Here is a 26,118-nt window from a genome sequence, read left to right on the forward strand (position 1 = left end):
AAATAATTTAGCAAATAAGCATTTGAGGATTTTAAGCTCTAAGGCAAGAGAATTGGATAAAGAACAAATCATAGAGCAGGCGCATGCGCTTGGAAAGGCGCTACATACATTAAAGCGCTTGGATTTCACAAGCAGGGATGACTTGGGATTAAAAAATTCCGAGAAATATTTTCTGTGGCTTCTTTTTACTATTAACAATGGAAAACCCACAATTCCTTCAGATATAGCAAGAAAAGCAGGAGTTACTTTAGCAGCAATAACCCACCATATCAACTCTCTCGAGAAACAGGGATATATAGTCAGATCGCCGTCACCTCAAGATAGGCGCATGGTCTTTATCAGCCTTTCTGATAAGGGTATGGAGATGGTTTCTTCTTTAAAAAAGCTACTTCGAAAAGATATGTGGACTTGTTAAATACCTTGGAAAGAAAGAAAGCGCTGAGCTAACGGATTTGATTTTTAGAGTGGCAGTTTATTTTAAACTAGCGAACAAATCAAATAGGAGCAATGCTTAACATGGCAAAATTATTGAAGCACCTGAAGCCCTATGCCCTACAGGTTTTTGCGGTATTCACTCTAGTGCTTGGGCAGGTAATGGCCGACCTAGAACTGCCTGACCTAATGGCGAAAATTGTTAATGAAGGGATTATTGGTCAAGACAATTCCGTTATCTTAAATACCGGCTTTTGGATGCTACTCATCGCCCTGTCAGGGGCAGCATGTTCTGTTGGAGTTGGCTTCCTTTCATCACGAATTGCCACAGGCTTCTCAATGAATCTGAGGGAGAAGGTCTTTTCAAAAGTAGAGGGCTTCTCCCTTAAGGAATTTGATAGGTTCTCGACCGCATCTCTTATAACCCGCTCAACAAACGATATCCAGCAAATACAAATACTGTTTGTTATGCTCTTAAGAATGGTACTTACTGCACCACTTATGGGTTTTGGTGCCATTATTAAAGCATATGACGCTGCCCCATCAATGACGTGGATAATAGCCCTTGTTCTTTTAGGAATGGTAGGTATTACGTTGGCTCTCTTTTCCATTGCAATGCCAAAGTTCAGGCTCTTGCAGGAGCTTGTCGATAGACTTAACCTGGTAACACGGCAAAATCTTACTGGTCTTCGTGTCGTTAGGGCCTTCAATGCGGAAAAGTTTGAGGAGGCAAATTTTGAGCGGGCAAATGCCAACCTCACTAAAGTAAGTCTTTATGTTAACCGTCTCACAGCAGCCATGCAGCCCATGATGATGCTTCTTCTTAACTTTATAGCTATTACTGTTATATGGGTCGGTTCACATGAGATCGATGCGGAGCACCTTATGGTTGGCGACATGATCGCTTTTATGCAGTATGCAATGCAGGTAGTTTTCTCCTTCTTGTTCATTTCTTTTATTTTTATGATGCTTCCGCGCGCCCTGGTATCAGCGCAGCGTGTGGCTGAAGTTATTGAAACAGAGCCTACTGTAAAAGATCCGGAACACCCAATCGCCTTCCCTGCCAACATGCGAGGGGTTATCGAGTTTAAAAACGTTAGTTTCTATTATTCCGAAGCCGATAGCCCAGTTTTGAAGGATATCTCATTTACAGCACATCCGGGAGAAATAACTGCTTTTATTGGTAGTACCGGAAGCGGAAAATCAACCCTCATTAACCTTATCCTGCGTTTTTATGATGTATCCGATGGCCAAGTGCTAGTCAACGGCATTGATGTTCGACTCGTTAAGCAAAAAGACCTTCGCGATATGATAGGTTATGTTCCGCAAAAAGCAGTCCTCTTCTCGGGAACCGTATGCAGCAACATAAAATACGGGGCGCCAGAAGCCTCAGACGAGGAAATGCAAGAAGCTGCAAGAATAGCGCAAGCTTCAGAGTTCATCGAAAACTTTGATACCAGATTTGAATCACCGATCGCTCAGAGCGGCGCAAACATTTCCGGCGGTCAAAAACAGCGTCTTGCAATTGCACGAGCCATTATCAAAAAACCGCAGATATATATTTTTGATGATAGCTTCTCCGCTCTTGATTTTAGAACCGACGCAGCACTTCGGGAGGAACTTAGCAAAGAGATAAAAGGTGCAACCGTCCTTATAGTTGCGCAAAGAATAAGCACAATCATAGACGCTGATAAAATCATCGTCCTTGATGAGGGCAGGATTGTTGGTACCGGCACACACACAGAGCTAATGAAAAGCTGCGACATATATAGAGAAATCGCCTTCTCTCAGTTATCTGAGGAGGAGCTAAAAAGCACAGTGGAGAGTCCAGTATGAGTAAAAACGATCGTATTGCCTCAAGTATGTCAAGACCCGTTGGAAGACACAGTCCATTTGGTGGAGGCATGGGCCATGCAATGAGGGGTGGCGAAAAAGCGAAAAATTTCAAAGGCACAATGAGCAGTCTTATTTTGTACCTGCGCCCGTTTTGGGTCTCAATTATTATAGTTCTTATTTTTGCGATTGCCAGCACTATATTTTCTATCGTAAGCCCTAGAATACTTGGCAATATGACAAACCAAGTAGTTGATGATTACACGAATAGGTCAATCTATGACCAGGTCATCTCCAGACTACCCAAAGGTGTTGTGCTGCCTCCTGGAACAACCGGAGCGGATTTGCTTAAAAAGGCTCCACCAGAATTAGTTAAAAAAATTCCCGCCGATAAATTAGATAGAATAAAATCGCTCGACTTTTCGAAGCGTCCAACTATTGATTTTCAAAAACTTGCAGACACTGCCTTGTTTTTAATAGGTCTATATTTATTAAGCGCGCTGTTCAGTTATATTCAGGGATGGATTATGTCGGGAGTCACCCAGAAGGTCACCTATCGATTTAGACGAGACATTTCAGAAAAAATCAACCGCATTCCACTTAAATATTTTGACACAAAGACGCACGGCGACGTTTTAAGCCGCGTGATCAACGACGTTGATATAATAAGCCAAACGCTTAATCAGAGCATGATTCAAATAATAACTTCAATTACAATGATTATCGGAATCCTTGGCATGATGTTTTCTATAAGCTGGCTCATGACTCTGGTGACCCTCCTTACTCTCCCGCTTAGCTTTATTTTTATCAGTAAAATCGTAAAAAGGTCACAAAAACAATTTCGGATCCACCAGGCAACCTTGGGTAACCTCAACGGTCATATTGAAGAGATGTATGCAGGGCATAATGTATTGAAAGCCTTTAATGGCGAGAAGCGCTCCATTGAAAAGTTTCAGTCCATTAATCAAAAACTTTACGATAGCGCATGGAAATCTCAGTTTCTATCCGGCATGATGTGGCCGATCATGAGCTTTATTAGCAATTTGGGTTATGTTGGTATTGCAGTAGTTGGAGGCTGGCTGGCTATCAGAGGCACAATAAACATTGGTGACATACAGGCATTCATCCAATACGTGCGCCAGTTCAACCAACCTATCACCCAAACAGCAAATATAGCAAATGTACTTCAATCAACTGCCGCTGCCGCTGAGCGCGTATTTGAATTTCTCAGTGAAAAAGAAGAGGATTCTGATCCCGAAAACCCGGTAGAGCTTGAGATGGTAAACGGCGCGGTGGAATTTGATAATGTAGTGTTTGGCTACAGCCGCGATAAAGCAATCATAAAAGGATTTTCCGCAAGCATAAAACCAGGTCAAAAGGTGGCTATAGTCGGCCCAACCGGCGCGGGAAAGACAACGCTAGTAAATCTTTTAATGCGTTTCTATGATATCTGGCAGGGCTCGATCAAAATCGATGGTATAGATATCCGAGATATGCGGCGTTCGAGCTTGCGTAACATATTTGGGATGGTATTGCAGGATACATGGTTGTTCAACGGTTCTATAAAAGAGAATATCGCCTACGCTAAACCAAATGCAACCGATGAAGAGATAACTGAAGCGGCAAAAACCGCCTATGTCGACCGCTTCGTACGCTTTCTGCCAAACGGATATGATATGAAACTCAATGAGGAAGCCGATAACATCTCGCAGGGTGAAAAGCAACTTATTACGATAGCTCGTGCTGTTCTTGCAAACCCGGCCATCTTAATACTTGATGAGGCGACAAGTTCCGTTGATACAAGAACTGAAGTGCTTATACAAAAAGCAATGAATAATTTGATGCGCGGTAGAACAAGCTTTATCATCGCACATAGATTGTCAACCATTAGAGATGCGGACTTAATCCTTGTTATGAACGATGGCAATATTGTCGAACAGGGCACTCACAACGAACTTCTAGCGGCAGATGGTCTTTACGCTTCACTTTACAACAGCCAGTTTACCTTGATGACAAACACCGGGTAAGCTGATTGCCAGCAATTTTATGGGCAATCATTTGTGAATTGTGCAATCAAGACATTGAGTTGGCTGCGTTCTGGAAAGGCTCGCTGTGCTCATTATATCCTTAATAAATTCTTTTCAAGAAACGGTGCCAATAGAATCTTATGACCTGTATAAAGGTGGGTTTTTTCACGCCTCTGTCTGCTACTAGCCTTACATGCGCTACAGGATAATCTGACTGATAAATAGTTAAATTACCTAAGACAGCTCCCTTTTTTACCGGAGCTTTTATGTTCTTTTTGATATCTGTTTTTGCAAAGGTCTTGAACGAACGCCTAACCGTTGCTGTCACGTCGGATTCTGCCACCAGATTTAACTTCTGCCCATAGTCGAGCTTTATGGTCTTAAGTATGGCTCCCTTCTTCACTAGCTTTTTCTGTTCAAACTGGGCAAAGCCATAATTAAGCAGACTAGCCGATTCATCAAATACAGCATCCTGGGACTTTGAACCAAGTACAACGGCTATTAAAGAAACGCCTTCTTTCGCAGCTGAAGATACCAGGCAGTAGCCGGCCTCGTTTGTGTGGCCTGTCTTTATACCGTTAGCACCCGGATAGCTCCAGAGAAGTTTATTGCGGTTAATAACAACCGCTGGCTTTGAGCCGTCCCTTGTAAGAGTATCTTCTTTCGTGGCAACTATGGCTGCAAAAGTTTTATTTTTCATCGCATGCCTCGATATTATTGCTAAGTCGCGCGCGGTCGAGAAATGCGCTGTTGAATTTAGCTCATGATTGTTGATTAATCCATTTGGGCTTGTGAAGTTTGAATTCTTAGCGCCGAGCTCCAACGCTTTCTGGTTCATCAAACCAAGGAAGCCCTCAACCGAACCACCAACATATTCGGCCACAGCTATAGCTGCATCATTTGCCGAGTTAAGCATAAGAGCACTTAAGAGATCCCTTAGTTTAATTTTTTCACCCGGCGATAGCTTCATCCCATTTTCCCGTGCCAACACAACATTCTCCCCCACTGTGACGGTTTCATCTAATGATTTTTTTTCGATTGCAAGAATAGCCGTCATTATTTTAGTGGTGCTGGCAATAGCACGCCGCTCGTCGGCATTTTTTTGCCAAAGAATATCTCCGGTTTTTTCGTCTATTAATATTGCGGAAGGGGAATTTATTGTGGGCGCTACTGTTGCATTGGCTACTCGTTGCGTTACGATGAACGCAGGTGAAGTGAAGGCGATTATAAAAAATATTAGCGTGATTAAAAATAACGTGCGTTTCATCTGCCTGCTTGCTTAGGTCTTTTAAGCACAATAAGATTATTTTAGCAAACAAAAATCTCTAATTTTAAAATGTTTCTAACCGGGCTAGCTGTTGTAGTACGTACTCGCGGATCTCTCTGGGTGATGGAAGGTCCCGGACAATCTCGCCCGATCTAATAAGTGGTTTTAGCATTGCAACCCAGCTGCCTCCACATACGCACGGTTCTTCTGGTTTTTTATCTTTTGGGGTTAACTTTGAGCTAAAGCAATTTTCGCATCTCCAAAGTTGTTTTGCCCCGGACATCTTACCGCGTTTGGCAAGCGGCTTGCCTGCAATCTGCACAAGGTCAAATGAGCAGTCGACCACTGGAGCAGAGCTTATAAATGTGCCAACTCCATATGCTTGCGCAAACTCATTTAGCTCTTTAATCTTTACGTCATCCAACCCACCGCTTGCAAATATCTTTACAAAGTTATAACCTCTTAAATCAAGTTCCCACCTTACTTCCTGCATGATCTTACGGAAATTTCCTCTCCTTGAGCTTGGGGTATCAAGTCTTACTGCGTAGAGATGCTCTCCGAGTGTCTGTGCTGCAGTTAGTGCGCCGAACTTCTCATCCTCAAACGTATCTATAAGCGCGACTCTTTTAATTGAAGGATCGATAACTTCATCGAAAGCTTTGTAGGCAGTTGCTGGATCTTCGAAGACCAGGATTAAGGCGTGCGGCATTGTTCCGGATGGCTTCTCTCCAATAAGTTCTGCGCTCTTAATTACCGCCACCCCATCACAGCCTCCAATAAAAGCATTGCGCTCGATCATGGGGCTTATTGCAGGGTGCATACGTCGTGCTCCAAAGCTTATCACCGTTCTTTCACCGGCAGCAAGTTTGCACCTAGCTGCCCGCGTCGCTATGCCTGACGCCTGGCATATAAGGCCTAGCATTGATGTTTCATAAATTGCAAAATCAGTGTATATTCCACTTACGTTCAGCATAACATCCTCGGCTTTAAAAAGTGTGCCCTCATCCAAGGCATCTATATCTACATTTTTTCCCTCGAATAGACGTGCCATCTCTTCCACGCCCGCAAAAACAGCCCATGGCCACGAATCTGGAAGTGTATGGGCTACGGCTTCTCCAATAACATGTTTTCTTATCCCTTTTGCTTCAAGTACTTTTACGTCTCTTGCAAAATATACGTCAGTGATCTCGCCAGCCTTGATCTCGTCTTCAGTTGCTATATAGAATCGCCGGTTATCCAAATCTTTGCACCTCAGAATCGTTCATTGTTCATGGCTTTAATGGTTGGCAATGAGTAAATCGCCTCATCTCTCCTCTAAGGAGAGGCACTTTTATCCGAAATTCTAAATTTTAATTATAAATTTCTTAAACTCTTGCCCCAGCCAGATCTTTTTCTGCTCTCGCCAGGAATTCGTTATAAGCTTCATACCCATAAAGTACCAGCACAATTTCATCAAGCGAGCTTTCGCCACGGTTTAAATGCTCTTTTATTATTTTATACATAACCCTTGCCGCTTCATTATACGGAAAGCCTCCAACTCCTGTTCCGAGAGCAGGGAATGCTATTCTCTTGATTCCTGTCCTTTCGGCCACATTAAGTGCAGAAAGCGTTGCTTTCCTGATTTTTTCTGCGTCTGTAATCAGGTTGATACCCATCACCGCAGCGTGTACAACGTAGTTTGCTTTAAGCTTACCTGCTGAAGTAATTATCGCATCCCCTACATCTATCGGTCCCTGCTTTACGGCTTCGTCTTCTATCTCCTGGCCACCTTTTTTCTTTATTGCCCCGGCTACACCCGTACCCATATACAACTGGTTGTTAGCCGGATTGACTATTGCGTCAACCTCGCAATCGGTTATATCGCCCTGTATAATTAAAATTTCAGTACCGCCAACCTTATATATCATAAAGGCCCCCTACTCCCCCAACCTTTTAACAACATATTATAGCAGGATACATATTTTGGTCACTAAGCAAATCCCAAAAAATATTTTTCGTTATCGGACAAGATTCGCTAATGTCGCTAGATGCTCCGCTTAATGCTATATCAATTCCATAGACTGGTTATTTATAACCATTGTCAATGGGTATAAAAGATCTACCGCAGCAATATATAAGCCCAACTTAAAAGCTTGAAATTCAGTCTACTGCTAAGATGGAGCTTTATGAAGATATCCGAGAATTTCAATTGCCAGGTAATTAAACTTGAATCTGAACTTTTAATCAGTCTTCAGGGAAATCTGGATATGTATACTACTTCTATTTTGCAGGAGACCATCTGGCGTTACCTTGAGCCAAGCATCACCAAAATCACTATCGACTGCGGTTGGGTTCAATATGTTGATAGCTCATTTTTACAGCTCCTGACCAGGCTATCCACACTCGTCGATAAAGTGCGGATTATAAACGCCAGCAGGACAGTTAGGAGAATTTTTACAATTACAAGCCTTGATAAAACGTTTATCGAAGACGATTAGCATCTAGAGCTCATGAAGGTCACTTGCGCTAAGTAGCTTCACTCCCGAGTTTTGCAACACATCTATTGCTCTGGCTGTATCTTCAAGACGCATGATATCAACCGCTACATTGCGCTCCGTGTCTAAAAAGCAATACAGGTATTCAACATTTAACTTATTATCATTTAGTATCCCCAGTACGTTTGCGAGACTCCCCGGTCTGTCCTCCAGTTCGACCGCAACTACATCAGTTTCACTCACCGTGAACTGATTTTCTTTCAAAATCTCAACAGCTTTACCTGGCTTATTAACAATCATTCGCAAGATTCCAAAGTCAGAAGTATCTGCTATGAAAAGCGCCCTGATATTTATATCGTTATCGGCAAGCACCTTTGTCACATCGGCAAGGCGGCCTTGCTTGTTTTCTAAGAATACTGAAATCTGCGTTGCCTTCATAAAACACCTCCACATCAGCTCTAGGATTAAAGTACAAACCTTTAGCCCTATTGTTAGGCAGCCCTAAAGGACTGCACTACCAGATTAACAATCAAAAATATCCTTTGCTCCAAGCTCTAGCTTAGATTTCTCTTATCGATGACTCTCTTTGCTTTGCCTTCGCTTCGCTGGATTGTCTTTGGCTCAACGAGCTTAACGCCAACTGAAATATTTAGAATGCTTTCAAGCTCTTCTCTTATTTTATTCTCAAAGGCCTCCAGTAATTTAACTTCATCAGAGAAATACTTTTCGTTTACTTCAACCTGAACCTCAATAACATCAAGCTGTCCGACTCTATCAACTACTAGCTGATAATGAGGCTCTGTCCCGTCAATCTGCATCAACACATGTTCAATTTGAGATGGAAAAACATTAACCCCTCTTATGATAAGCATATCATCAGTTCTACCAGTTACTCTATCCATCCTGGCAACGGTCCTGCCGCATGCACACTCCTCGAAATGCACAGCTGAAATATCCCTTGTCCTATATCGGATTACCGGTATTGCCTCTTTTGTTATTGTTGTAAAGACAAGCTCTCCTCTTTCACCTGGAGGCAACCTCTTACCAGTCTCGGGATCTATCACCTCTACTATAAAATGGTCTTCTCCAATATGAAGACCATTTTTCTCCGGACACTCATACGCAACGCCTGGCCCAATGATCTCACTTAAGCCATATATATCTAGCGCAAGTATACCGAGTTTCTCTTCGATCTCACGCCTCATACTATCGGACCATGGCTCGGCGCCAAATACTCCCGCTTTGAGTTTCAGGTCTCCTTTTTTGATGCCCATCTCTTTAGCAACTTCCGCAATATAAAGCGCATATGATGGGGTACATGCCAATATTGTACTGCCAAAATCCTGCATTATCGTGATCTGTCTTTTTGTATTTCCGCCCGATATCGGTATTACCGTTGCACCAAGCCTCTCACCGCCGTAGTGGATGCCAAGGCCACCGGTAAATAAGCCATATCCATAAGCGTTGTGTACAACATCTTCTTTTGTTGTACCTGCAGATGCAAGGGTTCTCGCCATTAGCTCTGCCCAAGTTTCTATATCTTTAGCCGTGTAGCCCACAACTGTTGATTTGCCAGTTGTACCGGAAGATGCATGCACTCTAACTATATCCTTCATGGGAGCCGCAAATAATCCAAAAGGATAGTTATCTCTCAAATCAGTTTTTAAGGTGAAGGGCAGCTTTTCAAGATCATCGAGAGTTTTTATTGAATTGGGTCCTATTCCCGCTTCATCCAAGCGCTTTTTATACATGGGTACGTACTCATAAATCCGCTTTACGGTATCTTGCAATCGTTGTAACTGCAACTGTTCTAACCGATCATGCGGCATAGTCTCGATGTCTTTGTTCCAAATCATAAACTAACTCCTTACTTTCAAGCTTCGCGCCGATTTATTCATCGTTGCACAGTAAATAGGCACAATCTTCAAAGCCTTACTATATAATAGCTAAATTATGCCAACAATTCTAGTAATGACCTGGTAATACAGGAGAATAACGCCTGGCCAGCCCTGTGGCAGCATGTGTTACATGTTAATCAACAACTTCGACTGTGCTTGTAGCCTCAGGCACAGGAGGTGGAGGACCGCCAGCGCCAGTTCCAACCCTAATTATGGCTTTCTTGGGTACATATTTGCTTACAAATTTATCTTGCCTGGTCACAGTGCCATTTTTATATACCGTTCTGTAAACGATAACCTGGCATCCTCTCTCCCCTTCTTCTTCCTGCTTGGTAACACCCTGCGGCAGCGAGGGGTCTTCTATTATCTGTGGTGCGACATCCCTAAAGTTACTTGGACCCTCTGTGGTATATTCAACCTTTACACCCTGGTTAGTACTATAAAAATCAATGGTAATGGAGCTAGCTGTTGTTTTAACTTTTATAAGAATATATGCCGATGTATCGTTTTTGAATTTCAAATCTGGGCCGCCCCATGATACTGTCGCATCTCTCCCTAATGGGTAATGGCTTATATAGAAACTATGGTTATGTCGCTCAATAACCTCATATCCTCCAAAAAATATTGCGTTAAATAGAGTCGTGCCTACTTGGCATACGCCCCCGCCAAGCGAAGGAACGAGCTTGCCGTTTATAATAGCCGGAGCTTCTTTATACCCTTTTTCAGCAGTTCTCGGCCCCATAGCCCCATTAAATGAAAATATCTCTCCAGGTGCGACTATTTTCCCATCCAAAGTACTTCCCAGTAACCGAATATTATGAACTCGCGACGCCTGCGCCGGGTTAAAGAAAGTTGTAAAGCTAGATACTTTCTCCTTGATTCCCATTTTACTAGCTTCTTCGGTGGTTAGCTTGGGCTTAGCTGTCTCCATCGAAAGCAATACTTCTCGTTTCTTTTTGCTCTTGCTTGCATCCAAAATATCATCGTATGCCTTGCTTAAGTTAACTTTTAACCCATCACTGCTTGGCACTATTGTCACTTGGTCATTTTCTATTTTAAACTGAGCGTCTTTGGCCTCTATTACAACACCCTTAGTAACTTCTTCAAGATACTTGTTTATTTTATCCTTATCAAAAACAACAGTTAGGCTCCAGTGGTCACCTTCCCTTACTTTGCTGAAATCTATCCATTCTGCAATTAACCTGACAGAAACCTCCCATTCGTGCTCTTTATATTTGAGAGATAGGGGAGCCTTGACCATCTCCCTTACCATCTTTTTGGCTGAGTTCAGGTGGGCCTCAGTTATATCTGGCTTCAATACCCTAGTCGGTACTTCTATGCGCTGAACTCTTTTTGACGTAAAGGCGTTGATTATCTTATCGGACAGCAGTTTTTTCTCAACTGCAATACCATTCCTGTGGGGAGTCGTAGTAACCCGGCCTTCGATAACTTTAATCTGCGCATCTTCAGCTGGATTATCGATAAATTTAGATATTTTACCAATAATCCTATCAAGCTTATCCTGCCTGTAATTAAAGGCAATCCCAACATCTCTTGCCACAAACCATAAGGAAAATCTTTCTGCAATCGACTTAAATAAGCCGTCTCTGCCTATTTTAAACGCTTTATCAACTGTGCCTCTTTCATCAACTTGAAAGTCCAGGTCTTTTGCGTTTATCATCCATGCCTTGCCCTTGTATTCTATCTTTATTTCTCTATTTTCTAACTTATCGGCAAACTTACTTACAGAAGCTTTCGCAGCATCCTTATCCTGCCTTCCAATATAAAGACCGGCAACGCTAATGCCATTATGGACTTTATTTAAAGAAACAACTGCATCTAAGACGCCAAAGAGAGCGAGAATTACGAGTATGGTGGCAACCACGATTATCGCTATTCTTGAAGATTGATCCTTAAGCATCTTTCTCATGCTATCGCTAATATTCATCTACTCTCCTCAGCTACATTTTATTATTGAACGCTACCATTTTAGCGCCTCATTTCCAGCAAAACTCTTTTCACTAGTAATTGCATTGCAGCTCTCAAAAGCCTAGGAAAAAATATAACAACCATTAACACATATGCAAAAACCGCAGTGCCGCCTTTTGAATTCTACGCAAGGCAGATTCTAAAAAGCTGATAACATGCAGTAAGTAGAGGCTTAGTAGTCTTCCTGCTGCAAAGCAGGGCTATAGCTCTACACTTGTCTTCATTATCTAAATCCTCAAGTCGGTATAAAACCCCTTACTGCTTTTATTTGGGCAAAGCTTGCTCTTTACATATGCAAGCGGGAACATTATGTCTCGTCAATACTGCAAAAGATTTTATTTTATTCCTGTGATAACAGCCCCTTGCATAATTGGACACCATTCCATTATAATAGCGCCTTTTATCAGCTCATAATCCACCTAATTAGCAGATATTACTGGGTTAATCTGCAAATCGTCTTCTTTATTTAAATAAAAAGATACGCCAGAGAGTGGTGTTAACTTATCTCTTACGCCACCATTTATGGTTAAAGCATCATATAGCATCTGTGAATCCCCAATTGCAAGTATCTCATATGGCGGCGTTATCAATTTTTGGTCTACGAACATGCCTTTTGATTGTATGATTCCGGTGTGGGAAACAACTCTAATGCCATTTATTGATATGGCCTCTGCTCCACCACCCCTTAATTCCGATACAATGTCTACAAGGTCGCTCGACGTTAAAAGACCGTTCTCGTCATTTATCCTTACTCTGATACCTGGTCCCCGTACCTCCGTAATCCCGGCTAAGATTTTAAGGTTGTTTATGCTTTTAGACGACTCATTTAATATCGTCGAGCTATCTTTATTAGCACGCTCTATTTCAAATAGCTGTAGCTTTAAGCTTGCTGTTTCGGCCTTAAGCATATTTATTTGGTTGTTTAGGTTGCTGGCAATTTCTCCAAGGTCCTCTTCGGTTGCAGCCTGCAAAGCTTGGCCAGCTGTTTGCTGCACACGTATCTGCATAACGATCAAAAAACCGATCACCATTGTTACTGCTGCAATCGCTAATTGTGTCCTCTTTGCCTGGTTATTTAAATCGTTGATGAACCGCCATAACATATTCACGTTTAACGACTCCCAACAGCACTTACTCCCAATGACGTTTTTGGAAATAATGCCTTCTTACAAGAGCCAGGTTCTGGAATAGCCGCACACCAAATGCAACAACAGCTGCAAGGTATAGGTCCACCCCTAGCTTGTCACCCATATATACAATAAACGCCGCCATCAGCGTATTGCTAAATATTCCTGTAAAAAAGAGTTTTTCGTTGAATTTCATCTCCAGACTTGCACGTAGACCACCGATAGCGCTATCAAGAGCAGCCAGGACAGCGATACCTAAATACTTCGACCAGTTTATAGGAACAGGAATATTTAGTATCAACCCTAGGATAATTCCCAATATTAATCCAATTAGAGGTAGCAATTAATCTCCTCCTTCTACAACTTTTGCTTTATCTACCAGCAACCCACCATTATATCCTTTTATTACTAAGGAAGGACTTCTTGTTACCGATTTCTTTAAACCATAGAAATTCGCTATTTCGTTCATGAACCTTCTCGAGTTTATATCTTCATTTAGAGCATTTTCCAGCTTTTCTGGATCACCAATCGCTTTTATTGTATACGGTGAACTAAGGCGTGTCGAATTTATTAAGATGAAAGTGCCCGCACATCGAATTGCTGAGGTAGATATCAATCTCTGGTCGTTAACTGAAATAGCTTTGGCCCCACCACCCCAAAGGCTATTCACCACTATCCTTATGTCATAATCGTGAATTATGTAATTGTTTGGATTTGGATCATCCTTTGGATACTGCGGATTATCTGCAAGAGTCACGATAATACCCGGTCCCTTCTCCTGGACTAGGCCTGCGGCCATCTTAACTTTATCGAGCTCTTTGGTATACGTGGAAAGAATACCCTGGTTTTTTGCCGCTAGCTCCTCATATCTGGCAATCTGGGCTCGCTGATCCTTTATTTCGATCTCCAGTTTAGCTTTAGACTTTTCAAGCTCGCGAACTGTTTTAATAAGATCTTGTTTGCGCAGCGTATTTAGCGCTTCCCGGTTTCGCTGCTGCGTATTAAACGATGTTGCCAATAATATCCCTAGCACTATACATACAAGCGTGATTGAAAGGTGCCAATTTCTTTTCAATTAAATTCACCTGAGAGTAATTTCGATAAATTTCAGTATATACGATTGGCTGGTTAGTTAGAATATGCAATAACCTGCAATAATGGTTTGGTAGTACTAGTAGACCTACGGTCATATGAAAACCACGGTATTGGGATACTTTAGTAATGTGTGAGCCTAGGTTTGGGTTAAGTCTTTATATGATAATTTTCAAGGTACCAAGGTCAAAGAATACAAGACATTGGCACTTTTGTACTTTAAAACTTCCAGGCCTGAAGGTAATTACATCAGCAAGCTCGCAATATCCTTAAACCGGTCTTTTTCCTTTGATTCACTATATATTCGAATCAATGGTTCGGTTCCTGATGGCCTTACTAAAACCCAGTCCCCGCTCTCTAGAACAAGCTTTACCCCATCAATTGTTTTTATATCCACAACCTTATCGCCTACTAATTCCCGTGGTGGGCTTTCCTTTAAACTCTTTAGCAGTTCATCCTTGCGTTCCTGTGTAATATGAACATCAATGCGTTGCGTGTAGAATCTGCCGTAAGTAGAATATATATCTTCCATTATCTCAGTTAGCGGCTTCTGCTCATGGGCTACTATTTCTGCTAGTAGTAGGTCTGCAAGCAACCCATCCTTTTCTGGTATATGACCCTGGATACTCAAGCCACCGCTTTCTTCTCCACCCAAAACCACCTGTCTCTGCATCATAACTTGTGCGATATACTTAAAGCCGACAGGCACTTCAACTACCTCAGTGCCAAATGCTTCTGCTATTCTGTCTAGAAGATGCGTGGTTGCAATGGTCCTAACGAGAATTCCTTTCATGCCTCTGTTTTTAAGAAGCTGAACCGCCACAAGGCTTAAAACCTGATTTGCTGTCAAATAAGTCCCATCATAATCCACCACACCGAACCTGTCTGCATCTCCATCCAAGGCCAGCCCCATGTCTGCTTTTATCTTTATCACTTCATCTTTAAGCTCTGCAAGGTGCCTTTCGCTTGGGTCGGGATACGATCCACCGAACAAGACATCTCGATAGTTATGTATCGTCTCTACTGAGCATCCTGCCTCAGCAAGCAGCACATCCATAAGCCCTTGAGCAGCTCCATACATTGGGTCAAGTACCAGCTTGAGTCGCGCCTCTCTTAGCTTTTCGAAATCTACAAGATTTGTTATATGCTCGATATATTTTGGAAACGGTTCTGCTTTTCGCAGTTTCCCATTTCCATCAAGTGGGGAAGTCAGTATGCGCCCGCTTTCCTGGATGGATGAAATGTGCTTTTCGATTCTGCCTGTTATCTCCGGACTCGCAGGCCCCGCATATTCAGGAATAAATTTTATGCCATTGTATTCGGGTGGATTATGGCTCGCTGTAAGCATAATCGCTCCAGCGGTATTATATATCTTTATAGAATACGCGGTTATGGGAGTAGGCATTGCACGGCTCGGCATATATACCGGGATGTCGTTTCCTAACATTACAGAGGCACACTCGTTAGCAAACTGCTCTGCAAAGAAACGCGTGTCGTATCCGATTATAACCCCTTTGTCCTGAAGATTCTCTTCTATAAGGTAATCTGCAATTGCTTGAGCAACTATCCGAACGTTTGGCAATATAAATGTATCATTCATTACCGCACGCCAACCATCTGTACCAAATTTTATGACAGTATCCACCATATGATCTCCTGTTCGTCTAAGTTCATTAAGCAACTGCCTTAAAATTACTTCGGCACTTCCAATTTCGGCACTTTTTATTCTCCGGCCTGGATTACTTCATCCACGAACTTAATTAGCTTCTCCACTTCATAATCGGCATCTTTTTGTGTTTTTCCCTCAGCATAAATACGAACGATCGGCTCATCCGGGTCTGGCAGGACAAGCCCCCAGCCACCGTCGCTATATATCTTTACACCATCAATCATCTCTGTTTGATAGTCTTTAGCAACTTCAAGTATGCGCCTCATGACAAGCCCTTTTTTATCCCAGGGACAAAATGTATTATCGCTTGCCAAATGGTATGTCGGCAAGCTCGCCACAAGCTCAGAAATCGGTCTATCTGAAGATGCGAGATATTCCATTAGCTTAAAGAATGTTACGACTCCATCGTAAGCCGGCAGAAATTTTGGAAATATATAGCCCCCTCCTTGTGCGCCTACAAAAATCACATCGTCTCGAAGGGCTGCCTCCATCATCGCTCTCGCGCTTACCTTAGTTCTTAGAACATCTCTTCCAAAGCTTGCCGCTATGTCCTCAACTTGCGATGATGCTGTAAGCGGAACCGCAATCTTCCCTGCATCCTTTTCATGCTGGCATGTCAAATAAATGAATAAATGAAGAGCGTCATCGGGTGAAATCGACCGTCCGCGGTCGTCAATAAGCATGACTTTTTCACCCCCGCTGTCTATCATTATGCCAAAGTCTGCTTTAAAAGTTTCAACTATCCTTGATAGTTGCTGAACCGCGACGCCAAGCTGCTCAGGCGATAAAGTCGTTTTATATTCGCTTGTATAGGTGTTTAAACCCACCACATCGCAATTTAGCTTCTCGAGCAAATGCGGCATTAACAGAGTTGTGCTTCCATATGCATAGTCTACCACAACCTTGAATCGCCTCTGCCTAATCTTTTCAGCGTCAACGACACGCAATATCGAATCTCTGTATATCTCAATTGACCTCTGCGGAAATTTTGTCTCCCCAATTTCCGAAAAGAACACCCGTCTATAGTCCTGGCGATAGAAGTATTTCTCAATATCTCGCTGTGAGCCCTCTTTGATATCAATACCGTGTGAATCAAAGAAATGTATTTCCATTGATTGCTGATCAAACGGCGATGTCCTTATGTGCAATCCGCCGACTTCCTGCCCAGTCTGAATCAAAAACCTGTTCACCGATGATGGGGCAATCCTTAAATCGCTGCAGTCGACCCCGGTCGAGTTTAAGCCTGCAATCATAGCTCTCTTTATCATACGTGCGGCACGGCTGGCATCCTGGCTAACAACTACTGAGGAGCCCTTCTTTAATGTAGTGCCATATGCCATAGCCAGCTTCATGGCAAGCTCCACAGTTATATCGATATTTATCAGGCCGCTTACCCCTTTTGCACCAAAGAGGCTTCGCATGCCCCTGGATTCCCAAATCAAGTTAGTATTTACCACAGCACTCTCGTCGACTCTCTTGAACGGATAAATCTTTACATCATGGTTGATGACAGCACCCTCGCCAATTACAGAGTCGTCACCTACCACTACTCCCTCCTCAATGCGAACGCCATTTTTTATATCACAGTTCTTGCCTACAACTGCACCATGTATATGCGATTGAGAACCAAGATATGCATTGTCCCAGATAACACTCCTGTGCGTATGGGCCTTACTTTTCATGACCACGTTATTTCCAATTACCGAGTACTCGTCAAGCTCCGCACCCGGCTCTATCTTTGCATTTTGGCCGATTACCACAGGGCCCGATATATCTACGGAAAGGTCAACATCGGCACCATCGCCTATCCAAACATTTTCCCTCATACGGATACCGGGAGGCTGAATCTTCGCTTTCATATCCAGAATATCCCTGTGCGCCTGCATATATTGCTCAAAATTTCCAATATCGCACCAGTAGCCGTCCATAACGCAACCATATAACGGCGCACCCTTTGCCAAAAGCATTGGGAATAGGTCCTTACTAAAATCGAAAGGCTCTCCTTTTGGTATATATTTAAAGATCTCCGGCTCCAGCACGTAGATTCCGGTGTTCACGGTGTCACTAAAAACTTGACCCCAGGTAGGCTTCTCTAAGAACCTTTCGATCTGACCCGACTCCTCCGTGATAACAACTCCAAACTCTAAAGGATTTTCAACACTTTTAAGCGCTATTGTCACCATTGCGCCTTTCCTTTTGTGATAATCGATAAGATAGCTAAGGTCAAAATCTGTTAGCGCATCTCCACTTATAACAACAAAAGGCTCATTTAGAAAATCCTCTGCTTCCTTAACGCTTCCTGCCGTGCCAAGTGGAAAATCCTCTATGGAGTAGTTCAGGTTTACGCCCTGGTCAGCACCTTTACCAAAATAGTTCTTTATCAGCTGCGGAAGAAAGTGAAGTGTAGCGACAATATCAACAATCCCGTGCTCGCGAAGTAGTTCAAGGATATAATCCATGCAAGGCCTGTTCAGAATCGGAACCATTGGTTTTGGTTGGTTACTTGTTAAAGGCCTAAGCCGACTACCCTCACCACCAGCCATTACTACTGCCTTCATAACTACCTCCTGGTTATGATAATAAGCTATTGTACATATTCCATTATCCAAGCCTCTGTATTTCTGGGAATATTTGCTGCGGAAAGCTCTATAGTGCTGCCTTTGCGCTTAACAACATCCATCTCCTCTAGAAACGGTTCAGCTGTATCTATTTCAAAAGCGCAGTGTGCTGTCTTATAATGTATTGGTATAGCAATCTTTGGCTTTATAATTTTTACAACCCTAGCTGCTTCTTTACCATCTATTGTATAAACACCGCCAACAGGAATCATTAATACATCAACGCCCAGCAATGCACCAACTTGCTCATCTGTAATTGGTTGCCCAAAATCGCCCATATGCGCTAATGTTATGCCGCCTACGTTGTACTTAAATATGATATTCTCGCCTCTCTTTTTACCTCTTACTTCGTCATGGAAGGATGGAATTCCTTCTATAAGGATACCTTTAATATTAAATTTCCCTATGCTGTCTATAACCTCTGGAGAGCCGTTGATAGTCGAGATATTATTATGGTCGCGGTGATGGTGACTTATTGTTACTATGTCTGCCGAAATCTTAGGAGGGGTGTATCCTGTATATTCCTGGTACGGGTCAGTTATGATTCGAATCCCTCGATTATCTTCAATTAAAAACATGGAGTGCCCAAACCAGGTAATTTGCGCACTTTCGTTTGATTGGTTGCCCATAAAATCACCTGTCCTTTGCTGTATGATAAGTATTATGCGTGTTACAGGGTTATGTTTACAATTCTAACTCTATTGCCGCTAGATTTAATATACGTATCTAGGTATGCCTTATGGCAGCTATACCGACCTTCAGATAATTTAAGCCAGATTTAAGCGAGAGAGCTACCCCAACGTAAAACAATAAGACGCCTATCTTCGTTATCCAACCGAAGGTTTGACCTACATTAATCAGCAATATAAACGCGGATAACATCAATACAGCGGTAGCAAGCTTTCCTTCATAGGTAACCCTTATCCGTTTACCCAGGTTAGCTATATATACCCATCCTAAAACCATAACTAAATCTCTTCCTATTACAATAAGGATTGCCCAAAGCGGGACATGTGAACTTATTTTTATATAGAGGATTAAAAGAACGGAAGCAATAAATATCCGGTCAACAACCGGGTCGAAGATTTTTCCAAATTCCGTGACTTGATTCAGCTTCCGGGCAGCAATTCCATCAAGCCAATCGGTTAATGCAGCTATTCCGAACACCGGCGCTGCCAGCCAACTAATCCCTGCTGCACCTAATGCAACATAGGTAATGACGGGTATTAGCAGTAATCTTAATAGGGTTAATATGTTGGGTACATTTAGCATGAGATGTAGCTTACCTCTAAGCAGGTAATTAATTTTTAATAGCTTTATTATGCCTCTACCTGTGTCTTATCCTCGGCCCTCTTCTTCAAATCAGTCAGCATCTGTTTCATATTCTCTCGCAGCTTCTTTGCAAGCAGCGGGTGAATCAAAGGTGCGATCATCGGGATTCCAAACTCGAAGTAGATACTGAAGATAACTTTTGTCACCGACCCATGATTCTCAAGCTGCCAGAACCCTTTCATTATCTTGAGGTCACCCTCGATTTGCTCAAAATCAATCCGGTTTTCTGCTGGTTTAATAAAATCTTTCTCGATCCACCTAATTACACGCCCATCTACTTCGTTTATCCACTCCGATACTGTCCAGCCATCGCCCCTCTCAAGTATGTTTACTTCTTTTACGTCTTCCATAATCTCTGGATACTTCTCAAAATCCGTGATTATTGGAAAGAGTTTTGACGGATCTATGCTCATCTCGATGGTCTCTTCAACTAGTGGCATATTATTCCTCCTAAGCCTTAGATGAGATATACATTATAATAATGTTCTGGCTTGCTCCATTGCCCGCTTTAGGCTGCTAAGCATGAAATCAATCTGCTCATATGTAATAATAAGGGGCGGCTCCAATCGAACTACCTTTGGATTGTTTAGCATATGAAGCACAAGTATATATTCTTGCTCCAACTCGTAGATAGTGCTTCCTGCTAGCCCTTCATCAGCAAACTCAATGCCAATCAATAAGCCTTGCCCACGCACATCCTTTAATACATCTGGATAATCTTCTTTAAGCTTATAAAGTTTTGAGAGCATGTATTCGCCTTTTTCTGTGGCCTGTTTCGGCAAATCTTCTTCTAAAATGACGTTAATTGTAGCAATTGCTGCGGCGCAGGCAAGCGGATTACCTCCGAATGTCGATGTATGAAGAAGCGGATCAGCTACAAATGGAGCAAACGCTTTTGGAGTTGCTATAAAAGCTCCGATTGGCATAACGCCACCTCCAAGCGCTTTTGCAAGAGCCATTATATCAGGAGTAACGCCTTCATGCTCACAGGCAAACATCTTTCCGGTTCTGCCAAAACCGGTTTGTACCTCATCTAGAATTAATAAGACCCCTGTCTCATCGCAGAGTTGCCTTACCGCCCTTAAATAACCGCTAGGCGGTACATTGACTCCACCTTCGCCTTGAACCGGCTCAAGTATAACGGCTGCGGTATTATCGTTAATCGCAGCTCTTAACGAATTGATATCCCCAAACGGAACATGATCTACCTCTGGAATAAGCGGCTTAAAAGGCTCGCGATAGGCAGGTCTTCCTGTTGCGCTTAATGAGCCAAGCGATTTTCCGTGGAACGCGTTGTCCGCTGCGATAATCTGTGTCTTACCCGTAGCGGCTCTTGCAAGTTTTAAAGAGCCCTCAACTGCTTCAGTTCCGCTGTTACACAGGAACGTGTATGTCAGCTCACCCGGTGTTACTTTTGCCAATAATTCACATAGGTCTGCCATCGGTTTGTTCAATATTGTTCTCGCGCTTGTCTGAGCAATTCTTTTTATCTGGTCTTCAACAGCTTTAACTACTTTAGGATGGCAATATCCTAAATTGTAAACACCATGTCCACTTAGAAAATCAAGGTACTTGTGCCCATAAACATCGTACATATAGGCACCTTCTGTCTTAACTTCAAGCGTGGTGCCCAAGATTCTCATTAATTGTGCAAAACCAGGGTTGACATACCTTTCGTATTTATCAAGAGTTTCTTCTACCAATTTATCAGCTTCCTCTATTGATATCCCTTCGATATCTTCAATCATTTCTTTCAAGTCGCGCCCCCTTGGTATTTTTCCGTTTTTTAGGTTAGCTTTTGGTTTATGAATCCTGGCTTCTTTCCTTTATATTATATCTGATTTCTCGACAAAGAAGAAAAGCCTGCCTAATTTTAAGGCAGGCTTTTATTAATTTCTTTTGTCTAACTACACTACTGCATATCGATGTAGTTGCAAGGACATTCTTCTGCACATTTCTTGCAGCCTACGCAGGCATCGAGGTTCATCTTGTAGCGCGGCCCGAATTCATTCTTTTCGGGCAACTTCTTGAACACACTGTACGTGCAGAAGTTATAGCAATTTCCGCAATCGAAGCACATACCACAGCTTAGGCACCTCTCGGTTTCAGCATTGGCAGCTTCCTGGGTAAGCGTAGATACAACCTCGTTGAAGTTGCTTATCCGGTCTGCAACTGCTATATGCGATTTCTCAGCCCGTGGCATATTCGTATAGTAACTCATTGCCATAGTTGAATATCTTACAACCGGTGGCAGATACTCCTTCGGCAGGTCCTCGCCCTTAATGTAGGCATCGATTGCTTTCGCTGCTTTATGGCCAAGGCCGATTGCCTCGGTTACCGTTCCAAGCTTGTTAGTGACGTCACCGCCTGCAAATACTGCCTCGTCATTTGTCTGGCCAAACGCACTCTGCGTTGTAATCCAGCCATTCTCATCAAAGCTCTCAAGACCTGTGAAGTCCGGACCTTGCCCTATAGCCGGAATAACCATATCCGCTTCTATAACGAACTCGGAGCCTTCGACCGGAACTGGCCGGCGGCGCCCGCTTGCATCCGGCTCACCAAGCTCCATCCTTATGCACTTCAACCCGGTTACTTTATCACCATCGCGAATTACTTCTACTGGAGCAGCAAGGAACTCAATATGAATGCCTTCATCCTCAGTGTCCTTGATTTCCTCATCAAGTGCAGGCATTTCCTCTTTGGTCCTACGGTATACAATCTGCGGAGTAGCTCCTAACCTAAGGGATACCCTTGCAGCGTCAACCGCGCTGTTGCCACCGCCGATTACAAGAACTTTTTTACCTGAGAGATCGATACTCTCGCCTGCGTTAATTTTATGCAGGAATTCTACGGCGTTCATAACGCCTTCGCCTTCCTCGCCAGGTATGCCAAGGTTCCATCCTACATGCGCACCGATACCAAGGAATACAGCTTTATATTCTTTCTTTAGATCATCTAAGGATACATCCTTGCCGATCTTTGTGTTGTACTTAATCTCAACGCCAAGTTCTTGAATCTTTGCGATTTCGGCATCAAGAATATCGTCTGGCAGCCTGTATGTTGGAATACCATACCTCAACATACCACCAGCTTTATCGAATGCCTCGAAGATAGTTACAGCGTAACCCCTTCTTGCAAGTTGATACGCGCAGGAGAGTCCTGCCGGACCGGAACCTACAACCGCTACCTTCTCTGAACGCGACTCATCTGTTATCTTTTCAAACTTTAGATTGTTTTGAATACCGTAATCGCCAAGGAATCTCTCTATCTGGTTTATTGAAACGGCCTCATCTTTTTCTTTCCTATTGCATTCGCTCTCGCAGAAATGCGGACAAACTCGCCCTAAGGTAGCCGGCATCGGGTTTGTATCGGTTAATATCCTCCATGCCTGCTCATATGACTGCTCGTAGCTTCTACCGAAATATTCGGTCTGGGCGATCGACGTTAAAAACGATCTTATCGCATTGCTGCTCGGGCAGGCATTCTTACAAGGCGGAGTTTTTTCGTTGTATTGCGGACGCAAATATGCATCTTCGCCCTGACGGCTATAGCTAACTGCACCAATCGGCCGCTTTCTCGTTTTAAGTACTACCGCCATATTTCCCTCCTTTTTTACCTCAGGCGATACCACACCTCACCCAAGGCTTGGTTCAAAATCATTGACCTATTGCCAGTGTGTGTTCGCCTAAGCGAGCTATTTATTGATTTGCAGAGCCTTCTACGCGCGGAAGCTCTATTGAACTTCCGCCATAGTAGCCATATACACACCGGCCGGAGTCAATAAGCATCTTTATAGCATCCTTGCAATCCTGCTTGGACACCTTGTCCCCGTATTTTGATGTCATTGCTTTTGTCAGGTCAGTTGATTTTAATTTCTTCTGCCCCGCACTTTCGGCAACTAGCTGATACATTTCATCAGCAATTTGCTCAATTGAAATTTCTCCAGCCATGTTAAATTCCTCCTAATACCTATTCTGTAGCGACCTCTTGTAGGTCGTACCGGCGTGCCTGAAGTCATCGAGATGGTACTTGGTAAACTCAATACCAGTAAGATCGAAGAACTTCGGCCACCCTATCCTGTGTATCCACTCGCCAACACGCTCATATGGTTTTGCGTTCTTGGCATATACTTCAACAATATTCTTTACTGCTTCCGTAGCCTCAGGCCATCTCGGTGGATTATTCGGCAGGTAATGAACTGCCAACTTGGTAAACATTGGCTCTGTCCTCGCGTTAGAGATTTTTCCTCCAACCCAGATCGATACACCGTCATTTAATGCATCTGCAATTGGCATTGCCGGGCACACTGTGTAGCAGTTGCCGCAGTACATGCACTTATCTTCATCAACCTTAACCGTTGCCCTTCCCTCGATTGAGGTTGGCCTTATTGCGTTGTTCGGGCATGACGCAACAGTTGTCGGAATCTCGCAGAGATTCGGAAGCGATTCATGATCAATCCTCGGAGGCGTCCTGTGAACACCAAGGATTGCAATATCAGATGCGTGAACAGCGCCACACATGTTAAGGCAGCATGCCACCGCAAGTCTTACCTTGTGCGGAAGCTTCATTGATGTAAAGTAATCTGACAGTTCATCCATAACAACCTTAACCAAACCAGATGCATCGGTTGCTGATGAATGGCAGTGCACCCAGCCCTGAGTATGAACAATGTTTGATATCGATTTGCCAGTCCCACCTACTAGAGTGAACTCACTTAGCTCATTAATTAACGGATCAATGTTGTCCTTGTTGGCTAACAGGAACTCAACATTGTTTCGACTGGTAAACCTCAGGTAACCATCAGCATACTTTGATGCTAATGCCGTTAGCTTCCTCGCAAAGTTAGTTGAAATCAACCTTGGGGAAGCGGCGCGCACTGTATATATCACATCGCCAGATTCCGCAGTATGAGCAAGCACGCCTGGTTTCAATATCTCATGATATTTCCACTGGCCATAATTTTTCTTGATAATTGGATGCAAGAACTGCTCATAATGCGGTGGGCCTATATCCGTTCTTCTTTCTGTCGTTGTCGACATTTATTTTACCTCCCATTTCATAAAATATTAATGCTTATCTAAATCCCGTAGACTTAGCTAGCGTTCAATTAACCACCTGCATGCTTTCATATAAGTCTACTCTTCTTCGTAATACTCCTCGTAGAAGATGTATGGATTATCCCTCGGCTCTTTGATCATCTGCGGTATTGGCTCCAGACCGATACCCTCTATGAAGTTCGCTAGGCCAACACGCTCAACACACTCACCGATTCTCTCTCTGTTTTTGCCGTGTTCATCCCAGAACTCCCATATTCTTTCGATAAGGTCGTGCAATTCCTCAAAGTCGTCCATTTTCATGAATGGAACCATGACCGAACCGAAGAGAGCACCCTCAACAATAGGAGCCTTTGCACCAAGAACGATAGCTGCACCACGTTCTTTTCCTACTTTAAGAGCCTTTGGTAGCGTGTTAATGCAGTGCATGCACTTCACACAGTCGCTATTGTCAATTTTGATCTCCTTGCCCTCAACACTTATGCATTTTGTTGGGCATTTATCAACTACAGCACCCTGAATATCCATACCTGAGTCAACGTACTCTGCAAACGCAGCCTGATCTACTTGGATATCGTCTTTCCAGATTCCGATAATACCCAAATCTGACCTTGCTATAGCAGCCGTACAGTCGTTTGGGCAACCAGACATTTTAATCTTAAACTTATAGTTAAACATTGGCCTGTGAAGCTCGTCTTGATACTTATGGGTTAAATCATATGTTAGAGCCAAAGTATCATAACAAGCATTTTGACACCTTGCGGGGCCTACGCAGCAGCTCGGTGTCCTAAGGTCAGAACCAGAACCGCCCAGATCCCAATCCTTTGCTGTTAGAGCCCTGAAAGTAGGTTCGAGCTCGTCAGTAACTGTTCCAAGAAACACAAGGTCACCGGTTGATCCGTGCATGTTAAGAAGTCCTGATCCATGCTCATCCCATATATCAAGTAGCTCGTTTAGAGCATCAGCGGTGTAGAACCAACCCGACGGCTGGTTAACACGGACGGTATGGAAGTGCGATACCCCAGGAAATTCATCAGGTAGAGCCGAGTATCTTCCAATAACACCTCCACCATAACCCATTACTCCGACCAGGCCACCATGTTTCCAGTAGCCTCTCTTGTCGGTATAGGACTTTTCAAGCTGCCTTAGCAAGTCCTTGACCATGGGTTTTTTGTCGGCCATAGTCTTCAGATCTTTTACGAAGCTTGGCCATGCTCCCTTTTCCAACTCATCTAAGAGTGGAGTCTTTAGGTCCGACATTTACTTAGCCTCCTTTTCTTTGTTGCGCAAATTAACTTGCTTATCG

23 protein-coding genes are annotated in these 26,118 nt (G+C 43.2%); 4 read left to right on the forward strand and 19 right to left on the reverse strand.

What is annotated here, in order from left to right:
- Positions 1–52 precede the first annotated feature (52 nt).
- From K6T91_05090 to K6T91_05100, 3 genes are all read left to right on the forward strand, one after another.
- Positions 53–415 carry a MarR family transcriptional regulator gene (locus tag K6T91_05090; GenBank protein MCL6472170.1) on the forward strand — a complete coding sequence of 121 codons (363 nt, stop codon included), beginning with the start codon at positions 53–55 and terminating at the stop codon, positions 413–415.
- A gap of 101 nt (positions 416–516) precedes the next feature.
- Complete coding sequence (locus K6T91_05095; protein MCL6472171.1) at positions 517–2,268, forward strand: ABC transporter ATP-binding protein/permease; 1,752 nt, start codon at positions 517–519, stop codon at positions 2,266–2,268.
- Positions 2,269–2,387: 119 nt separating this feature from the next.
- Positions 2,388–4,292, forward strand: coding sequence for an ABC transporter ATP-binding protein/permease (locus K6T91_05100; protein MCL6472172.1), 1,905 nt, complete (start codon positions 2,388–2,390; stop codon positions 4,290–4,292).
- A gap of 100 nt (positions 4,293–4,392) precedes the next feature.
- Here K6T91_05100 and K6T91_05105 read toward each other — a convergent pair whose 3' ends face one another.
- The 3 genes from K6T91_05105 to K6T91_05115 form a co-directional block, all read right to left on the reverse strand.
- Positions 4,393–5,559 carry a D-alanyl-D-alanine carboxypeptidase gene (locus K6T91_05105; GenBank protein MCL6472173.1) on the reverse strand — a complete coding sequence of 389 codons (1,167 nt, stop codon included), beginning with the start codon at positions 5,557–5,559 and terminating at the stop codon, positions 4,393–4,395.
- 64 nt (positions 5,560–5,623) lie between these two features.
- Complete coding sequence (locus K6T91_05110; protein ID MCL6472174.1) at positions 5,624–6,799, reverse strand: nicotinate phosphoribosyltransferase; 1,176 nt, start codon at positions 6,797–6,799, stop codon at positions 5,624–5,626.
- Between the two features lie 124 nt (positions 6,800–6,923).
- Positions 6,924–7,466 (reverse strand): macro domain-containing protein, encoded by a 543-nt coding sequence (locus K6T91_05115; protein MCL6472175.1) that lies wholly within the window; start codon positions 7,464–7,466, stop codon positions 6,924–6,926.
- Positions 7,467–7,724: 258 nt separating this feature from the next.
- Between K6T91_05115 and K6T91_05120 the strand changes: the two genes are divergently transcribed.
- Positions 7,725–8,036: an STAS domain-containing protein gene (locus tag K6T91_05120; GenBank protein MCL6472176.1), complete on the forward strand. Its 312-nt coding sequence runs from the start codon at positions 7,725–7,727 to the stop codon at positions 8,034–8,036.
- A gap of 3 nt (positions 8,037–8,039) precedes the next feature.
- On the opposite strand, the gene K6T91_05125 is transcribed toward K6T91_05120, so the two are convergent.
- From K6T91_05125 to dsrA, 16 genes are all read right to left on the reverse strand, one after another.
- On the reverse strand, positions 8,040–8,471 hold the full coding sequence (locus K6T91_05125; GenBank protein ID MCL6472177.1) for an ACT domain-containing protein: 432 nt from the start codon (positions 8,469–8,471) through the stop codon (positions 8,040–8,042).
- Between the two features lie 116 nt (positions 8,472–8,587).
- Positions 8,588–9,889, reverse strand: coding sequence for a phenylacetate--CoA ligase (locus K6T91_05130; protein ID MCL6472178.1), 1,302 nt, complete (start codon positions 9,887–9,889; stop codon positions 8,588–8,590).
- Between the two features lie 175 nt (positions 9,890–10,064).
- On the reverse strand, positions 10,065–11,879 hold the full coding sequence (locus tag K6T91_05135) for a VanW family protein (protein ID MCL6472179.1): 1,815 nt from the start codon (positions 11,877–11,879) through the stop codon (positions 10,065–10,067).
- A 460-nt stretch (positions 11,880–12,339) separates the two neighbouring features.
- The gene (locus K6T91_05140; GenBank protein MCL6472180.1) at positions 12,340–13,029 is read right to left on the reverse strand and encodes a DUF881 domain-containing protein; all 690 of its coding nucleotides are present in this window, start codon (positions 13,027–13,029) and stop codon (positions 12,340–12,342) included.
- A 22-nt stretch (positions 13,030–13,051) separates the two neighbouring features.
- Complete coding sequence (locus tag K6T91_05145; GenBank protein ID MCL6472181.1) at positions 13,052–13,390, reverse strand: small basic family protein; 339 nt, start codon at positions 13,388–13,390, stop codon at positions 13,052–13,054.
- Complete coding sequence (locus tag K6T91_05150; GenBank protein ID MCL6472182.1) at positions 13,391–14,122, reverse strand: DUF881 domain-containing protein; 732 nt, start codon at positions 14,120–14,122, stop codon at positions 13,391–13,393.
- Positions 14,123–14,383: 261 nt separating this feature from the next.
- Complete coding sequence (locus K6T91_05155) at positions 14,384–15,784, reverse strand: phosphoglucomutase/phosphomannomutase family protein (GenBank protein ID MCL6472183.1); 1,401 nt, start codon at positions 15,782–15,784, stop codon at positions 14,384–14,386.
- 77 nt (positions 15,785–15,861) lie between these two features.
- Positions 15,862–18,366 carry a mannose-1-phosphate guanyltransferase gene (locus K6T91_05160; GenBank protein MCL6472184.1) on the reverse strand — a complete coding sequence of 835 codons (2,505 nt, stop codon included), beginning with the start codon at positions 18,364–18,366 and terminating at the stop codon, positions 15,862–15,864.
- Positions 18,367–18,392: 26 nt separating this feature from the next.
- Positions 18,393–19,055 (reverse strand): MBL fold metallo-hydrolase, encoded by a 663-nt coding sequence (locus tag K6T91_05165; GenBank protein MCL6472185.1) that lies wholly within the window; start codon positions 19,053–19,055, stop codon positions 18,393–18,395.
- A 97-nt stretch (positions 19,056–19,152) separates the two neighbouring features.
- Positions 19,153–19,698: a CDP-diacylglycerol--glycerol-3-phosphate 3-phosphatidyltransferase gene (gene pgsA / locus K6T91_05170; GenBank protein MCL6472186.1), complete on the reverse strand. Its 546-nt coding sequence runs from the start codon at positions 19,696–19,698 to the stop codon at positions 19,153–19,155.
- Positions 19,699–19,745: 47 nt separating this feature from the next.
- Positions 19,746–20,198, reverse strand: a complete 453-nt coding sequence (locus tag K6T91_05175; protein MCL6472187.1) for an SRPBCC family protein — start codon at positions 20,196–20,198, stop codon at positions 19,746–19,748.
- Between the two features lie 33 nt (positions 20,199–20,231).
- Positions 20,232–21,506, reverse strand: coding sequence for an aminotransferase class III-fold pyridoxal phosphate-dependent enzyme (locus K6T91_05180; protein ID MCL6472188.1), 1,275 nt, complete (start codon positions 21,504–21,506; stop codon positions 20,232–20,234).
- Positions 21,507–21,670: 164 nt separating this feature from the next.
- On the reverse strand, positions 21,671–23,356 hold the full coding sequence (locus tag K6T91_05185) for an FAD-dependent oxidoreductase (GenBank protein ID MCL6472189.1): 1,686 nt from the start codon (positions 23,354–23,356) through the stop codon (positions 21,671–21,673).
- Positions 23,357–23,456: 100 nt separating this feature from the next.
- Entirely contained in the window at positions 23,457–23,708 is a 252-nt protein-coding gene (locus tag K6T91_05190) for a hypothetical protein (protein ID MCL6472190.1), read from the reverse strand.
- A gap of 12 nt (positions 23,709–23,720) precedes the next feature.
- The gene (gene dsrB, locus K6T91_05195; protein ID MCL6472191.1) at positions 23,721–24,797 is read right to left on the reverse strand and encodes a dissimilatory-type sulfite reductase subunit beta; all 1,077 of its coding nucleotides are present in this window, start codon (positions 24,795–24,797) and stop codon (positions 23,721–23,723) included.
- A gap of 96 nt (positions 24,798–24,893) precedes the next feature.
- The gene (dsrA, locus tag K6T91_05200; GenBank protein MCL6472192.1) at positions 24,894–26,072 is read right to left on the reverse strand and encodes a dissimilatory-type sulfite reductase subunit alpha; all 1,179 of its coding nucleotides are present in this window, start codon (positions 26,070–26,072) and stop codon (positions 24,894–24,896) included.
- Positions 26,073–26,118: the final 46 nt, after the last annotated feature.

It is taken from the genome of Bacillota bacterium, from assembly GCA_023511485.1.
GTDB lineage: Bacteria > Actinomycetota > Aquicultoria > Aquicultorales > Aquicultoraceae > CADDYS01.

Bases quoted from the DNA above. Each gene is read 5' to 3' on its own strand.
- K6T91_05095 (MCL6472171.1), top strand. From the start codon at position 517: ATGGCAAAATTATTGAAGCACCTGAAGCCCTATGCCCTACAGGTTTTT.
- K6T91_05100 (MCL6472172.1), top strand. From the start codon at position 2,388: ATGAGCAGTCTTATTTTGTACCTGCGCCCGTTTTGGGTCTCAATTATT.
- K6T91_05105 (MCL6472173.1), bottom strand. From the start codon at position 5,559: ATGAAACGCACGTTATTTTTAATCACGCTAATATTTTTTATAATCGCC.
- K6T91_05115 (MCL6472175.1), bottom strand. From the start codon at position 7,466: ATGATATATAAGGTTGGCGGTACTGAAATTTTAATTATACAGGGCGAT.
- K6T91_05120 (MCL6472176.1), top strand. From the start codon at position 7,725: ATGAAGATATCCGAGAATTTCAATTGCCAGGTAATTAAACTTGAATCT.
- K6T91_05125 (MCL6472177.1), bottom strand. From the start codon at position 8,471: ATGAAGGCAACGCAGATTTCAGTATTCTTAGAAAACAAGCAAGGCCGC.
- K6T91_05130 (MCL6472178.1), bottom strand. From the start codon at position 9,889: ATGATTTGGAACAAAGACATCGAGACTATGCCGCATGATCGGTTAGAA.
- K6T91_05135 (MCL6472179.1), bottom strand. From the start codon at position 11,879: ATGAATATTAGCGATAGCATGAGAAAGATGCTTAAGGATCAATCTTCA.
- K6T91_05160 (MCL6472184.1), bottom strand. From the start codon at position 18,366: ATGAAGGCAGTAGTAATGGCTGGTGGTGAGGGTAGTCGGCTTAGGCCT.
- K6T91_05165 (MCL6472185.1), bottom strand. From the start codon at position 19,055: ATGGGCAACCAATCAAACGAAAGTGCGCAAATTACCTGGTTTGGGCAC.
- pgsA (MCL6472186.1), bottom strand. From the start codon at position 19,698: ATGCTAAATGTACCCAACATATTAACCCTATTAAGATTACTGCTAATA.
- K6T91_05175 (MCL6472187.1), bottom strand. From the start codon at position 20,198: ATGCCACTAGTTGAAGAGACCATCGAGATGAGCATAGATCCGTCAAAA.
- K6T91_05180 (MCL6472188.1), bottom strand. From the start codon at position 21,506: ATGATTGAAGATATCGAAGGGATATCAATAGAGGAAGCTGATAAATTG.
- K6T91_05185 (MCL6472189.1), bottom strand. From the start codon at position 23,356: ATGGCGGTAGTACTTAAAACGAGAAAGCGGCCGATTGGTGCAGTTAGC.
- K6T91_05190 (MCL6472190.1), bottom strand. From the start codon at position 23,708: ATGGCTGGAGAAATTTCAATTGAGCAAATTGCTGATGAAATGTATCAG.
- dsrB (MCL6472191.1), bottom strand. From the start codon at position 24,797: ATGTCGACAACGACAGAAAGAAGAACGGATATAGGCCCACCGCATTAT.
- dsrA (MCL6472192.1), bottom strand. From the start codon at position 26,072: ATGTCGGACCTAAAGACTCCACTCTTAGATGAGTTGGAAAAGGGAGCA.